A 13,705-nucleotide genomic window follows, 5' to 3' on the forward strand; every position below is an offset into this window, starting at 1 on the left:
ATTGCAACATGAAAATCGCCCGTTAGCAAGCAGCGCGCGAATTTCAAGATGGGGGCAGGCACCATCGTCTGCTATTTGCGACCTGTGGCCACGGAACCACAATCGAGGGCAATAGGCGCGGTGACGACGGGCCAACCGGTTGACCCTCCGTGGCAGTTCGGCACAAATCGCGGCACGCGCGAGCCGCTGCTGTTGCATTTTTGCGGGCCGGCCATTGCTTCGGGATTAGTCGTTATGTGCTGCCCCTCGCAGCTCACCAGGACACGGCAGACGATCGGGCTGGACCGCGTTCGCGGAATCGCGGCATCGGTCACGATGGCGCTTGCGCTGGTGCTCGCCGCGACGATCTCGGCGGCGACGCCGGGTTTCGCGCAGACCCCGACACCGGCTGTGTCTCCGACGCCGACGCCGTCACCGACCCCGGTGTCGACGTCGATCAACTACGATCGTTCAGTCGGCAACAGCGCGCTCGATCTGGGTTCGAACTTCCTGGAACGGCTCGGCAACCAGGCCTCGAACGGTTTCAACCGGACGTCCCGGACCAATCCCGGCGGCGGCGGGGCGTCGGCAAGCACGGAAGATCCGCGTTACCGCACCTGGTTCGAGGGTTACGGCATCTCGGTCCGCACCGACGCACAAGGCGACTTCGTCGGCGACCGGCGCAAGACGGTCGGCGGCGTCGCGGGCTTCGGCGCGCGCGTGGCCACCGGCGTCAATCTCGGTTTCTCCGTCGACCAGAGCCACACCGACGTGGATGTGCCGCTGGCGCTGCAGTCGGCAACGCTCGACCTGACGCAGATCGGCTTCAACGGCTCGGTCGACAAGGGCCCGTGGACCTGGGCGTTCGCGGTGGTGCACGGTTTCGGCAAGGTCCGCTCCAGCCGCGACACCGGCCTTGGCGTTGCGAATGCGAGCTATCGCGCCGCGGTCGACGGCGCGCTGACCGAGATCAGCTATTATTGGACCAAGGACCAGATGCGCATCGTGCCCAAGGGCGCGCTGGAATATGTGCGCGCCACCAGCGCCGCGTTCCAGGAGTCGGGCGGTCTCGACCCGCTCAACGTCGGCTCGACCGCGCTCTCACGCGCGCGCGTGATGATCGGGGCCGAGATCGGCCGCTACTTCATCATCGACCAGAAAATCCTCGACCTGTCCGCCTACGGCAAGTTCGTCGACAATTTTCACCAGGACCTGGGATCGATCCAGGTCAGCCTCGGCGCCCAGAACATCGTGGTTCCCGGCATCGGCGAGAGCCGTTACGGCATGGATGCCGGCGCCTCGGCTTCGCTCAGCCTGACCAGCGTGGCGCGGCTCTATGTCAATTACGACGGCAAGTTCCGCAACGAACTGACCTCGCACCAGGGCACCGTCGGCTTCGAATACAAATGGTGAGCGGAATACTCGCCCAAGCACTCAAGTCGGCGTCGCCGCGACATATCCTGTCAATCCAAAACCTTCGCGCGCCGCCGTCATCATCGGCACCAGCGCGTTCGGATGGATGAACTCGTCGCGGAAGCAGGGATAGGCCTTGGGATCGAAGATCTTCTTCAGCCAGTCGACCACGATCTTGTGGCGCTCGGAGGTGCGGAATTCCTTGTGATAGGTGAGCCAGAGATCGGCATGGTGGCTGACGCCGAGATCGACGGCGATCAGCGGCGCGCCGAGCGCGATCGAGACCGTCGGCAGGAAGCCGATGCCGGCGCCGCGCTCGACGGCATAGAGCACGCCGACCGAGGAATTGGTCTTGATCCCGACGATGCCCTCGAGCGACTTCAACCCGAGCACGCGGGCGTAGGCGCCGTCGTCGACCTGCGGCGCGCTCTGCTTGATGATGCGATGGTTCTTCAGCTCGGCCAGGGTCGCCGGCACGCCGTAGAGGTTCTCGTACTCCTTGGAGACGAAGGGATAGATGTGCAGGCGGCCGAGCTTGGCGACGATCAGGTCGGGATTGGTCGGCGGCTCGAGCTGGATCGCGATATCCGATTCAAGCCGCGCGACGTCGGCCTGCTCCATCGCGCAGCGTAGATCGACGGTGATCCTGCGATAGGTCTTCTGGAAATCGATCAGGCGCGGCAGGATCCAGAAATTGCCCGGGCCTTCCGTCACCGCGACGCGTACGGTGCCCGAAGTGTCGTTCGACGACCGCGAGGCGCGCCGGAAGACGTTGAAGGCATGACGCTCCATATGCGCAACGTCGGCGATCATCGCGCTGCCTTCATCGCTGAGCGTGAGTCCACTCTGGTCGCGCAGGAACAGCTTGCAGCCGATACTCTCCTCGAGCCGGTCGATCCGGCGCATCAAGGTGGTGGAGGTGAGCCCGAGCTCTTCGGCTGCATTGCGAAAACTTTTATATTTTGCGCACGCTAAAAACAGTTTCAAATCGTCCCAGGACGCGCCCAGGGCTTCTTCACGGTGCTGCATCATCGCAGCACCCCGGTGCAATAACTGCTGCATACTCCTGATCCCCAGCCGCTAAGCTCATCGGCATAGCGGGGCACGAAAGCCTCGGACGATAGAGGCGTGATATGGCTATGGAAAGGGGCTCGTTTGCCGCAAGGCATGATTTCGATGCTTTGCCGATGAGCCCGGATGTCGATGTCCGCTGTGCGCAATTTTCCGAAATTGCCGCGCTTGCCGAGCTGGCGCACCGGCTGGTGCCGGGCGTGCGGATCGGGGCGGCCGAGCTTGCGCGATATTTCACGTTCGATCCCCAGAGCATCCTGACCTTCAGCCGGAAGGGCCAGCTCGTGGGCGGCATGGCCTTCCTGTTTCTCAATGACCGCGGCTATGACGCGCTGCTGCTCGACGAGATCTGCCTGACCGCGCCCGAGACGCATTATCTCGCTTCCGCGAAGGAAGACGTCGCGGCCATCTACATCTGGGCGATCGCGGCGACGGGCCGCGGCATCGCCGGTCTCGGCAAGGCCGCGGCGCATCTGCGACAGCTAAGGTTTCGCAACGCCGATTGCTATGCGCAGCCGTCAACGGTGGCCGGCCGCGACATCATGAAGGCGACCGGTTTTGCGCCGGTGCCGAGCTTCCAACCCGATCTCTGGTGCTACGAGCGGCCCTGGCATCGGCAATCAATGCGCATGCCGGGCGCGATCATCCAAGCAAGGAGTTTTGCAGATGCACGGTACTAGGATTCCCGTCGCCAAGCCCAGTTCCCGCGCCATCACCGTCCGCCTCGCGCGCGATCCCAACGATCTCATGCTGGTCACGGCGATCCGCTCCGCGGTCTATCTCGCCGAGCAGGATTGTCCGTTCGAGGAGGAGTTCGACGGCAACGACATGGTCGCCGCGCACTTCATCGGCTTCGTCGGCAACGAGCCCGCGGGCTGCCTGCGGGTGCGCTTCTTCGGCGATTTCGCCAAGGTGGAGCGGCTCGCGGTGCGTCACCAATACCGCCGCTCGCGCGTCTCGTTCAAGCTGGTGCAGGCCAGCGTCGACTACGTGAAGCGCAAGGGCTTTCGCAAGATCTACGGTCAGGCGCAGGACAGGCTGGTCGATTTCTGGGCCCATTTCGGCGCCAAACCGCTCGGCCACAATCGCAAGATCACTTTCTCGGATTTTTCCTATACGGAAATGCTGCTGGAGATCGAGCCGGGCCCGGACGCGATCACGCTCGACAGCGATCCCTATGTGATCATCCGGCCCGAGGGCGATTGGGACCGGCCGGGCGTGCTCGACGCCTCGGCGGGGCGGGCGGTGACCTCACCGCTGCGGGACCTCGCGCTCGCCGGCAGCTGAAATCGGTGCAGCTCGGCGCAACACGATGCTGGCTTCCATCCACGACGATCCGCCGATCCTGGTCTGCGCGGATCTTCAGGTCGAATACCTGACCCCCGGGCGCCGCCATGTCATCCTCGATGGCGACGCCACGACCGCACGCTGCCTGGACCTGCTGACGCTGTGGCGCGGCCATCTGTGGCCGGTAATGCATCTGAAGCGCATCGCGCAGGCCGCCTGGTTCAATCCGGCATCCAGGCTGACCGATTGGATTGCGCAGACCAAGCCGCAGCCGGGGGAGATGACGTTCCAGCACCCGCTGCCGTCCGCCTACAGCTCGTCGCGGTTTGTGGACTACATGTCCAATATCCATGCCATGCGCTGCATTCTGATCGGTTTTTCGCTGGACGAGACCATTCTGGCGACCGCCGTGGAAGGGTTTCACCGCAGCCATCGCTACCACGTGATCACGGACGCCGTGGCTTGCCGGCAGCCAGGTACGGGCGATGCCGCCGCCTACAAGCAAGCGGTAGTGAATGTCATCGCGAACTTTGCTACAGTCCAGTCCAGCGCCGAACTGATCAGAACCAGCGGCGCCGTTGCGGTGTAAGCGGCCGCGACCGGCGGATGGGGTTAAGAGATTGTCACGGGGAGACGAGCTCAAGGAGCTGGCGAGCGATCTGTCGCATGCCGCCGAGACGGCGCGCAGGCTCGGCCTGCCGACGACGGTCTATCTGCTCTCGATGGCGCTGGTGGAGGTGAGGGAAGCCGCCGCCGGTGCGGATGACGGGCATGACGACGATGCGGCGTGAGCGCTGCTCCAACTGCCCTTCTGCGATGCGCGGCTTTGTCATCTGCGGCTTTGTGCAACGCTGCTGAGCGCTTGCTGCCGACGAATTGACGTTGCAAGTTCTGCGCTGTCGCAATAGCCAAGGTACTCGATCATCGAGTGATGACGCCGGCTATGCCTGCGACGTGACGCTTTCAAGGATCTCTAGCAATGTCCATGCTGCCCAATTCGCAAGAGGCCCGGGATGTGGCCTATCAGCTCCATCCCTACACCAACGCGCGCACGCATCAGCAGGCCGGTCCCCTGGTGATCGAACGCGGCGACGGTCCTTACGTCTTCGATGCGTCGGGCAAGCGCTATTTCGAGGCGATGGCCGGCCTGTGGAGCGTCGGGCTCGGCTTCAACGAGAAGCGGCTGGTCGAGGCCGCGCACAAGCAGATGCAGGCGCTGCCATTCTACCACACGTTCTCCGCCAAATCGCACGGGCCCTCGATCGATCTTGCCGAGAAGCTGGTCGCGCTCGCGCCGGTGCCGATGAGCAAGGTGTTCTTCACCAATTCCGGCTCGGAAGCCAACGACACCGTGTTGAAGCTGATCGCCTATCGTTCCAACGCGCTCGGCCAGCCGCAGCGCAAGAAGGTGATCAGCCGCATGCGCGCCTATCACGGCGTCACCATTGCGTCGGCCAGCCTCACGGGCCTGCCGAACAACCATCGCTCGTTCGATCTGCCGCTGCCGAACATCCTGCACACGGGCTCGCCGCATTTCTACAAGGATGGCGCCCCCGGCGAGAGCGAGGAGGCGTTCGCGACGCGCCGGGCGGAGGAGCTCGACGCCCTGATCCAGAAGGAAGGGCCCGACACCATCGCGGCGTTCTTCGGCGAGCCGGTGATGGGCGCGGGCGGCGTCATCGTGCCGCCGGCGACCTATTGGGACAAGATTCAGAAGGTCCTGACCAAGTACGACATCCTGCTGGTCGCCGACGAGGTGATCTGCGGCTTCGGCCGCACCGGCAAGATGTTCGGCTGCGAGACCTATGGCATCAAGCCCGACGTGCTCGTGGTCTCCAAGCAGATCACCTCGAGCTATTTCCCGTTCTCGGCGATCATCATGAACGAACGCATGTTCGAGCCGATCGCGGACGAGAGCAACAAGATCGGCGTGCTCGGTCACGGCTTCACTGCCGGCGGTCATCCGGTCGGCTCGGCGATCGCGCTGGAAAACCTCAAAATCATCGAGGAACGCGGCCTGGTTGCGCATGCCGCCGAGCTCGGCGGCTACATGCAGGGCCGCTTGCGCGAGCTCACCAGTCATCCGCTGGTCGGTGAGGTCCGCGGCGTCGGCATGATCGCGGCGATCGAGCTCGTGCTCGACAAGGGCCGCAAGACCGCGGCGGCGACGCCGGGCGCCGTCGGCGGCATGGCGAGCCGCATGCTCCAGGAGCGCGGCGTGATCTCGCGCAACATGCTGGACGCCATCGCCATCTGCCCGCCGCTGATTGTCACCAAGGCCCACATCGATGACCTGGTCGCCGCGATCTCGGGCGTGCTGGACGACATGAAGGCGGAAGTGGCGAAGCTGACGCCGGCGTAAGCCGAGCTGCGGCGTCAAATTCCGTCATTGCGAGCGCAGCGACTTGCCCGCCGAAGCCTTTGGCGTAGGCGGAAGCAATCCAGAATCCCTCCTCGGAAACAGTCTGGATTGCTTCCACTCGCAATAACGGTGGAGAGGCGGTGCGGCTGACCGTTACGCCCGCTGAACCCCGATCACGCGGCCTTTCTCGACCGCCAGCGCCAGCTCGCCGCGCTTCAGCTTCAAGGCGGCGTCACCGAACAGCTCGCGGCGCCAGCCGCGCAGGGCGGGGACGTCGGCGTCGTCGTTGGCTGCGATCTCTTCGAGATCGTCGACGGTTGCGATCACCTTGCTTGCGACCGCATGTTTCTCGGCGGTCATGCGCAGCAGGACCTTCAGGAGCTCGACGATGGCGGCGCCGTTGTTGTTGTTGCGCGGCTTCTCCAGCTTCGGCAGCGTCGAAAAATCCCGCGCCAGGCCACGCTCGACCGCGGCGACGATGTCCGCACCCCATTTGGACTTCTCGAACCCCTTCGGCACAGAGCGAAGATGGGCGAGCTTCTCCAGCGTGGTCGGCGCGTGGGTGGCGATGTCGGTGACTGCCTCGTCGCGCAACACCCGGCCACGCGGCACGTCACGGCTTTGGGCTTCCTGCTCACGCCAGGCCGCGACTTCCATCAGGACGGCGAGATCCTTCGGCTTGCGCACCCGCGTCTTCAGACGCTCCCAGGCGCGCTCGGGATGGAAGTCGTAGGTTCGGGGGGAGGTAAGGACCTCCATCTCGATCGAGACCCATTCGCTGCGGCGGCGTTTCTTGAGGTCGGCATCGAGCGCGGCGAACACGTCGCGCAGATGCGTGACGTCGGACACCGCATAGTGCATCTGCTCCTTGGTCAGCGGCCGGCGCGACCAGTCGGTGAAGCGGTGGGTCTTGTCCGGGCGGTGGCCGGCAACCTTCTCGACCAGCGCGTCGTAGGCGATGCTGTCGCCGTAACCGAGCACCATCGCGGCAACCTGGGTGTCGAACACCGGATGCGGGATGATGTTGGCCTGGTGCCAGATGATCTCGATGTCCTGGCGGGCGGCGTGGAAGACCTTCAAGACGCTCTCATTGGCCATCAGCTCGAAGAACGGCTTGAGGTCGATCCCTGGGGCCAGCGTGTCGACGACGATGGCTTCCTCGGCGCTCGCCATCTGCACCACGCACAGCAGCGGGTAGTAGGTGGTCTCGCGCAGGAACTCGGTATCGACTGTTATGACGGGGTGCTTGGCCAGCCGGCTGCATGCAGCCGCGAGGTCAGCGGTGGTGGTAATCAAATCCATGAACGACCCATGACACTTGCCATCAGCCGTTCTGCCGAAAGTGCTGTGATGTCAAGGGGCTCGATGCGAATTCGAGCCTTGCATTTGGGCCGGAATCGCTTTCTCCGACGAAATTCCTATTCGTAGCGGACCCGGTGCGAGGATTTGCGGGCGCAGGGCAGCGCCACCACGACCACGCACATGGCGACCAGCGCCAGTCCCAGGAACTCGATAACCAACAGATCCACGGCGAAACCTCCAGAAACATTGATAGATTTGTCGGGGGTGCGTTGAGGGTCTGTTAATTGCAATGGTTACCGGCGGTGCGACGGGCCGGATGGTGGACGGGGGGTTAATGGCTCTATTCCGCCCGTCGTCATGGTCGGGTTTGTCCCGGCCATCCACGTTCTTTTCGCGCGCGCAAGCTCGTCATGCCCGGGACAAGCCCGGGCATGACGAGGCCTAGGTTTACGGCAGCTTCAGCGATGTCTCCGCGTTGTACGGCTTCAGCGTCTCATCCGCGGCCTTCTGCGCCGCCACGAGGGCTTCCTTCGGCTGCTTCTTGCCGTTGAGGACCAGCATCACCTCGTCCTCGAGGGTCTTGCGGACCGGGACGGTCTTGTAGGTGGCGAACCAGGGCTTGGCGACGTCGAGCTGCTCGACGGCGGTCTTGGCGTCCGGGTTTTTGTTCAGGAAGTCGACCATCTCAGGCGTCTTGTACGCCGCCATGTTGGGCGCGAAATAGCCGGTGGCGCGGCTCCACCAGCCGCTCTTCTCGGGCGAGGTCATCCACTTGATCAGCGTCCAGGCGGCCTTCTGCTTGTCGGCCTCCAGCCCAGCCGGAACGATCAGCGAGGCGCCGCCGATCGGCACGGCGTTGCGGACGTTGCGCGGGATGAAGGCGACCTTGTAGGCGAACTTGGCGTTGTCGCGCACATAGGTGAGCGAGCCCGTCGACAGCATCATCATCGCGGCATTGCCGGAGATGAAGGAGGTGCTGACCGCAGGTCCCGGCGTCGCGCCGGGCGTGTGGACCTTGTGCTTGTAAATGAGGTCATTCCACCAGGTCAGCGCGCCGAGCATCGAGGGCGTGTCGTAATAGATCTCGCCGCCGAACTCCTCGTTGTAGTAGCGCCCGCCATTGCTCATGGTGAGCGTTTCCATCATCCAGCCGCAATAGTCGTAGGCGCAGGGGATCGCGATGCCCCATTGGGTGACCTTGTCGCCGTCGCGCTTGGTGAGCTTCTTGGCCCAGTCGGTGAGCTCGGCCCAGGTCTGCGGCGGCTTGTTCGGGTCGAGGCCGGCTTCCTTGGCCTTGTCGGCGTTGATGTAGAGCAGCGGCGTCGAATTGTGGAACGGCACGCCGTAGACCGAGCGGTTGATCACCGCGTTGCCTTGCAGGGCCGGGAAGAACTGACCGAGGAATTGCTCCTTGGTGGTGCCGTCGGCCTTGATCAGCGCATCGAGATTGGTGAGCTCGTTCTCGATCTGCATGTCCAGCAGGAAGTTGGCCGACATGATCACGGCGGACGGCGGCTTGCCGGCCTTGATCGCGGCGCGCGTCTTGATCAGCGTGTCGTCATAGGAGCCGGTGTAGACGGCGGTCGCCTTGATGTCAGGATGGGTCTCGTTGAATTCCTTGATCAAGGTGCCCATGTCGCGGGCGAGCTTGCCGTCGACGGGGACTGGGAAGAACAGATCGATCTCGGTCGGGCCCTCGCCGGCGAGAGCGGGAAAGGCGAGGGCGCTTGCCAAAGAACCTGCCATGGCAAGGCCGAGCATGAGCCTGCGGGAGAACAGCATCGAAAAATCTCCTATTTGATGCCTGAGGTGACGAAAGAACTGATGAAGCGCTTCTGGAAGATCAGGAAGGTGACGAGCAGCGGGCCGATCACCATCAGCGTGCCGGCGGCGATGGTGCCCCAGGCCTGCGTGCCTTCGGCGGTCTTGGTGAAGACGGACAGGCCGACCGTGAGCGGCCGCTTGTCCGGCGAGTTGATCACCATCAGCGGCCACAGGAAGTCGTTCCAGTGGCTGGTCACGGAGATGATGGCGAAGGCCGAGAAGCTCGGCATCGACAGCGGCACGTAGATGTGGCGGATCCGTTGCAGCAGGCTGGCGCCGTCGATCAGGGCGGCGTCCTCCAACTCGGTCGGAATGGCCTCGAAGGCCTGGCGCATCAGGAAGGTGCCGAAGGCGGAGGCGAAGAACGGCATCATCACGCCGGTGAGCGTGTCGTAGAGACCGAGCTGGGCGACCAGCGACAGGTTCGGCACGATCAGCAGCACCGGCACCAGCATCAGCTGCATCAGGAACAGATAGAAGATCGGCGTCTTGCCGACGAAGTTCAGGCGCGCAAAGGCAAAGCCCGCCAGCGTGATCGTGACGAACTGCACCAGCAGGATGCCGGCGCAGATGAGGGTGGTGTTGAGCGTGTAGCGCGGGAAGTCGCCGATCTCCCAGGCATCCCTGATGTTGTCGAGCGTCGGCTTCACGCTCGGCATCAGCTCGGCCATGGCGTTGATACCATCGGAGGCCGGGCGCAGCGTCGCGACGACCATCCACAGAAACGGGACGAGCCAGACGATCGCCAGCAGCAAGGTCAGCAGGAAGCCGAGCTTGGGCGTGATCTCATTGCGGGTGGCGAGCGGGGCGTCTCTGGTGAACCAGTCCATCAGCTTCATGGCCCGCCCTCGCGGTTCGCCATGGTGCGGAAGGAGAGTGCGGTCAGCCCCATGAGCGCAGCGAGCGTCAGCAGCGTCGCGGCCGAGGCCTTGCCGACGTCGTAATGCTCGACCGCCTGCTGATAGATGTAGAACAGCACGAGGTTGGTCGAATTCGACGGCCCGCCCTGGGTCATGACGAAGACGTGGTCGACCTGCGTCACCGCGTTGAGGGTGGCGATGACGATCACGAACAGGAAGGTGGGCTTGAGCTCCGGCAGGATGATATGGCGAAACCGCCGATAAGGCCCGGCGCCGTCGAGATGCGCCGCCTCCATCACGTCCTCGGGCACGGCCTGGAGGCCGGCGAGGAAGAACAGCATGTAGTAGCCGGCGTTCTTCCAGATCGTGATGACCATGATCGCATAAAGCGCGACGTCGGGGTCGCCAAGCCAGTTCGGCAGCACCGGAAGCAGGCGGCCGATGTAGAAGTCGAGCAGGCCGACATTGGGCAGGAAGATGAACATGAACAGCGCGGACGCCGCGACCATCGGGATCAGCACCGGCAGGAACAGCGCGGCACGCAGCGCGCTACTGACGGCGTTGGTGCGCGCCAGCGCCAGCGCGAACAGCAGCGCTAGGCCGATGCTGGGGACCGCGGTGCCAACGGCATAGATCAGGTTGTTGACGACCGCGCCGGTGAAGGCGGGGTCGGCCAGCACCGCGCTGACATTGTCGAGACCGACGAAGCGGACCGGCGCCTTGGGGGTGGCGCGCTGATAGAGCGCGTCGAGGACGACGCGGCCCATCGCGCCATAGGTGAACAGCGCCAGGAAGACGAGCGAGGGCAGCAGCAGCAGATAGGCGGGCAGTGAGGCCTTGAAGCGGGTCGTGAAGCGCCGGATGACTTCGAGGCGCGGCGCCGCCGAGGTCGCGACCGGGAGAGCCGCGGGTTCAGCGAGGCTCATCTCACCGCGCCGGAAACTTGAGCGCATAGTCGCGGCCGTCCACTCCCGCCGGCGGCTCGAAGGGGAAGCGCAGACTGTCGTCCAGGAAGTCGTGGCTGTGCACGACGAGATTGTCGTCGTCGATCAGCACGACGCCATAGGCGGGCGGCTCGTGGCTCGCCAGATGCGGCGCGTCGGCATTGAGCTCGAACCAGACCTGGTGGTTGGTGCCGCGCAGCGTCGAGAACGGGATCTTGCCGTAGCTGCCGAAGATCGGCCGGTGCACATGGCCGAAGAAGAGGTGGCGGATGCGCGCGCGATAGGGCGCGATCACCTCTGCGAATTCAGCGCTCTGCTTCAGCCCGATCTCGTCCATCGCATGGACGCCGATGGGGAATGGCGGGTGATGCATGAAGAATACGAAGGGCTGGTTGGCAGGCGCCGCGGCCAACGTCTTCGCCAGCCAGTCGAAACGCTTTGCGCACATCTCGCCGGCGTGGCTGGTCTCGTCCAGCGTGTCGAGGAAAACGAACAGGCCGTGCTCGGTGGTGCGGGTGCCCTGCACGAAGCCGTTGGCATCGCGCGGCGCGGCTTTCAGCGCATCGAGGCAGGTCACGCGCTTGTCGTGATTGCCGACCATGGCGATGTAGGGAATCTTCAGTGCGGCCATCGCGTCGGCGAAATTGGCGTAGGAGTCCGCCTCGCCCCAATGGGTGAGGTCGCCGGTCACGACCGCAAACGCGGCGTCGGACTGGTGCTTGTTGATGTCGGCGATCGCCGCGTCCAGCCGGGCGCGCGGGTCGAGCCCGTAGAGCGTCGAGCCGGGGTTCGCGAGATGCGTGTCGGTGAGATGGATGAATTTGAAGGGCATGCGCGCGCTTTGTCAGGATGGTTCGAGGACGGACGCCTCCGGCAAGACGACCCTGACAGGCGGTTAGAGCGCGTGTGTTTCAGTTTGATGACAGTGGTTCCCAAGGGCGCGACGCGTCCACAACGCGCGCCGGGACCGCAATGGCGTAGCGCAACGCGCAATCCATGCAGTGGATCAATTAGAGATGGTAGTGCGCGGTCGAGCCCGCCTCACGTCCCGCAGAACGTCTGCAACACCCGCTGGTCCGGCAGCGGCGGGTCGGCGTAGGCGGCATAGTCCGGCTGGTCCTCGAAGGGCCTCGCCAGCACCTTCACCAATTCCTCGAACGGCGCGTAGTCGTCGTCGTTCACCGCCGCCTGGATCACGGCCTCGATGCGGTGGTTGCGCGGAATGAACATCGGGTTGACTGCGTGCATCGCGGCCTGCCGCTCGGCGGCCGTTTGCGGCTCCAGCGCGATGCGCGCGCGCCAGCGCCCGGCCCATTCGTCGAAGGCCGCGGGCTCCATGAACTGCGCACGCGCATCCGCGCTGTCATCAACGGCAGCATCGCCCAGCTTGCGGAAGGTGAGGATGAAGTCGGCCTGGTTTTTGGCCATGGCATCGAGCAGGTCCTGGATCAGCGCCTCGTCGCCGGCGCGCTCGGTAAACAGGCCGACCTTCCTGCGCAGGCCGGCCTGATAGGCGGCGCTGAACTGGTCCGAGAAGGCGCCGAGAATGTCCTGGGCCTCGGCGACCGCCTTCTCCTGCTCGTCCGAGAACAGCGGCAGCAGGCATTCGGCAAGGCGCGTCAGATTCCACAAGGCGATGCGCGGCTGGTTGGCATAGGCGTAGCGGCCCATCTCGTCGATCGACGAAAACACCTGCGCAGGATTGTAGGCGTCCATGAAGGCGCAGGGGCCGTAGTCGATGGTCTCGCCTGATATCGACGAGTTGTCGGTGTTCATCACGCCATGGATGAAGCCGACCAGCAGCCAGCGCGCGATGAGCTCGGCCTGGCGTGCGACGACGGCGGCGAGCAGAGAATGATAGGGCCGCTCCGCGTCGCGCAGCTGCGGATAATGTCGCGCAATGACGTGGTCGGCGAGGGCGCGGATCGCATCGGTGTTGCCGCGGGCGGCGAAGAACTGGAAGGTGCCGACGCGGATGTGGCTGGAGGCGACGCGGGTCAGCACTGCGCCGGGCAGGGCGGTCTCGCGGATCACATGCTCGCCGGTGATGACGGCGGCGAGCGAGCGCGTGGTGGGAATGCCGAGAGCGAACATCGCCTCGCTGACGATGTATTCCCGCAGCACCGGCCCGAGCGCGGCGCGGCCGTCGCCACGGCGGGAGAACGGGGTGGGGCCGGATCCCTTGAGCTGGATGTCGCGGCGGACGCCGTCCTTGTCGATGACCTCGCCGAGCAGGATGGCGCGGCCGTCGCCGAGCTGGGGCACGAAATGGCCGAACTGGTGGCCGGCATAGGCCATGGCGATGGGGTCGGCGCCGTCGGGAACCGTCTTGCCGGCCAGGATCGCCGCGCCTTCAGGGCTCTCCAGCAGATCCGGATCGAGTCCGAGTTGGGCCGCCAGCGGCCGGTTCAGCTTGATCAGCCGGGGGGCCGCGACCGGGGTCGGAGCGACGCGGGCAAAGAAGCTGTCCGGCAGCGCCGAATAGGAGTTCTGGAAGGGGAAATGCACCGTCATGGCCTCAAGATAGGGCTGGAACGCCCGATGGCAAAGGCTCGGCCCCTGATATGCCAAAAATGGGCGCTTCCGGCCCAAAACAGGGCGTTCCCTTGGTTGCCGCCCCGGGCCTCGTCGGGTAAACCCTGCCGCAATCTCGAACCGGCCCT

At 64.6% G+C, this 13,705-nt stretch carries 13 protein-coding genes; 6 read left to right on the plus strand and 7 right to left on the minus strand.

Annotated elements, in window-relative coordinates:
- Window positions 1-234 precede the first annotated feature (234 nt).
- A complete protein-coding gene (locus SE92_RS01595; protein WP_063194165.1) occupies window positions 235-1,392 on the plus strand; it encodes an autotransporter outer membrane beta-barrel domain-containing protein in 1,158 nt (385 codons plus the stop codon).
- Between the two features lie 21 nt (window positions 1,393-1,413).
- Here the strand turns inward: SE92_RS01595 and SE92_RS01600 are convergent, their stop codons facing one another.
- Window positions 1,414-2,454 carry a LysR family transcriptional regulator gene (locus SE92_RS01600; protein ID WP_063194166.1) on the minus strand — a complete coding sequence of 347 codons (1,041 nt, stop codon included), beginning with the start codon at window positions 2,452-2,454 and terminating at the stop codon, window positions 1,414-1,416.
- A gap of 71 nt (window positions 2,455-2,525) precedes the next feature.
- Here SE92_RS01600 and SE92_RS01605 point away from each other — a divergent pair, with 71 nt between their 5' ends.
- The 5 genes from SE92_RS01605 to SE92_RS01620 all read left to right on the plus strand — a co-directional run bounded on the left by SE92_RS01605 (window position 2,526) and on the right by SE92_RS01620 (window position 6,112).
- Complete coding sequence (locus SE92_RS01605) at window positions 2,526-3,143, plus strand: hypothetical protein (protein ID WP_063194167.1); 618 nt, start codon at window positions 2,526-2,528, stop codon at window positions 3,141-3,143.
- The gene (locus SE92_RS01610; RefSeq protein WP_063194168.1) at window positions 3,130-3,750 is read left to right on the plus strand and encodes a GNAT family N-acetyltransferase; all 621 of its coding nucleotides are present in this window, start codon (window positions 3,130-3,132) and stop codon (window positions 3,748-3,750) included. The genes SE92_RS01605 and SE92_RS01610 overlap by 14 nt, the downstream gene beginning before the upstream one ends.
- A gap of 25 nt (window positions 3,751-3,775) precedes the next feature.
- A complete protein-coding gene (locus tag SE92_RS01615) occupies window positions 3,776-4,339 on the plus strand; it encodes an isochorismatase family protein (RefSeq protein ID WP_063194169.1) in 564 nt (187 codons plus the stop codon).
- 31 nt (window positions 4,340-4,370) lie between these two features.
- Entirely contained in the window at window positions 4,371-4,541 is a 171-nt protein-coding gene (locus SE92_RS36425; RefSeq protein WP_198172520.1) for a hypothetical protein, read from the plus strand.
- Window positions 4,542-4,729: 188 nt separating this feature from the next.
- A complete protein-coding gene (locus tag SE92_RS01620) occupies window positions 4,730-6,112 on the plus strand; it encodes an aspartate aminotransferase family protein (protein ID WP_063194170.1) in 1,383 nt (460 codons plus the stop codon).
- Between the two features lie 153 nt (window positions 6,113-6,265).
- On the opposite strand, the gene rnd is transcribed toward SE92_RS01620, so the two are convergent.
- The 6 genes from rnd to SE92_RS01650 form a co-directional block, all read right to left on the minus strand.
- Window positions 6,266-7,414: a ribonuclease D gene (gene rnd, locus SE92_RS01625; RefSeq protein WP_063194171.1), complete on the minus strand. Its 1,149-nt coding sequence runs from the start codon at window positions 7,412-7,414 to the stop codon at window positions 6,266-6,268.
- 447 nt (window positions 7,415-7,861) lie between these two features.
- Window positions 7,862-9,196 (minus strand): ABC transporter substrate-binding protein, encoded by a 1,335-nt coding sequence (locus SE92_RS01630; protein WP_063194172.1) that lies wholly within the window; start codon window positions 9,194-9,196, stop codon window positions 7,862-7,864.
- A gap of 11 nt (window positions 9,197-9,207) precedes the next feature.
- Window positions 9,208-10,077, minus strand: coding sequence for a carbohydrate ABC transporter permease (locus SE92_RS01635; RefSeq protein ID WP_063194173.1), 870 nt, complete (start codon window positions 10,075-10,077; stop codon window positions 9,208-9,210).
- Entirely contained in the window at window positions 10,074-11,024 is a 951-nt protein-coding gene (locus SE92_RS01640; RefSeq protein ID WP_063194174.1) for a carbohydrate ABC transporter permease, read from the minus strand. The genes SE92_RS01635 and SE92_RS01640 overlap by 4 nt, the downstream gene beginning before the upstream one ends.
- Before the next feature lies 1 nt (window position 11,025).
- Entirely contained in the window at window positions 11,026-11,874 is an 849-nt protein-coding gene (locus SE92_RS01645; RefSeq protein ID WP_063194175.1) for a phosphodiesterase, read from the minus strand.
- 209 nt (window positions 11,875-12,083) lie between these two features.
- Window positions 12,084-13,556 carry a protein adenylyltransferase SelO gene (locus SE92_RS01650; protein ID WP_063194176.1) on the minus strand — a complete coding sequence of 491 codons (1,473 nt, stop codon included), beginning with the start codon at window positions 13,554-13,556 and terminating at the stop codon, window positions 12,084-12,086.
- Between the last annotated feature and the right edge of the window lie 149 nt (window positions 13,557-13,705).

This window comes from Bradyrhizobium sp. AT1 (assembly GCF_001590795.1).
Classification (GTDB): domain Bacteria; phylum Pseudomonadota; class Alphaproteobacteria; order Rhizobiales; family Xanthobacteraceae; genus Bradyrhizobium.

Excerpts from the sequence above, each read along its gene's own strand:
- SE92_RS01595 (WP_063194165.1), top strand. The coding sequence starts at position 235 with ATGTGCTGCCCCTCGCAGCTCACCAGGACACGGCAGACGATCGGGCTG.
- SE92_RS01600 (WP_063194166.1), bottom strand. The coding sequence starts at position 2,454 with ATGCAGCAGTTATTGCACCGGGGTGCTGCGATGATGCAGCACCGTGAA.
- SE92_RS01605 (WP_063194167.1), top strand. The coding sequence starts at position 2,526 with ATGGCTATGGAAAGGGGCTCGTTTGCCGCAAGGCATGATTTCGATGCT.
- SE92_RS01610 (WP_063194168.1), top strand. The coding sequence starts at position 3,130 with ATGCACGGTACTAGGATTCCCGTCGCCAAGCCCAGTTCCCGCGCCATC.
- SE92_RS01615 (WP_063194169.1), top strand. The coding sequence starts at position 3,776 with ATGCTGGCTTCCATCCACGACGATCCGCCGATCCTGGTCTGCGCGGAT.
- SE92_RS01620 (WP_063194170.1), top strand. The coding sequence starts at position 4,730 with ATGTCCATGCTGCCCAATTCGCAAGAGGCCCGGGATGTGGCCTATCAG.
- rnd (WP_063194171.1), bottom strand. The coding sequence starts at position 7,414 with ATGGATTTGATTACCACCACCGCTGACCTCGCGGCTGCATGCAGCCGG.
- SE92_RS01630 (WP_063194172.1), bottom strand. The coding sequence starts at position 9,196 with ATGCTGTTCTCCCGCAGGCTCATGCTCGGCCTTGCCATGGCAGGTTCT.
- SE92_RS01635 (WP_063194173.1), bottom strand. The coding sequence starts at position 10,077 with ATGAAGCTGATGGACTGGTTCACCAGAGACGCCCCGCTCGCCACCCGC.
- SE92_RS01640 (WP_063194174.1), bottom strand. The coding sequence starts at position 11,024 with ATGAGCCTCGCTGAACCCGCGGCTCTCCCGGTCGCGACCTCGGCGGCG.
- SE92_RS01645 (WP_063194175.1), bottom strand. The coding sequence starts at position 11,874 with ATGCCCTTCAAATTCATCCATCTCACCGACACGCATCTCGCGAACCCC.
- SE92_RS01650 (WP_063194176.1), bottom strand. The coding sequence starts at position 13,556 with ATGACGGTGCATTTCCCCTTCCAGAACTCCTATTCGGCGCTGCCGGAC.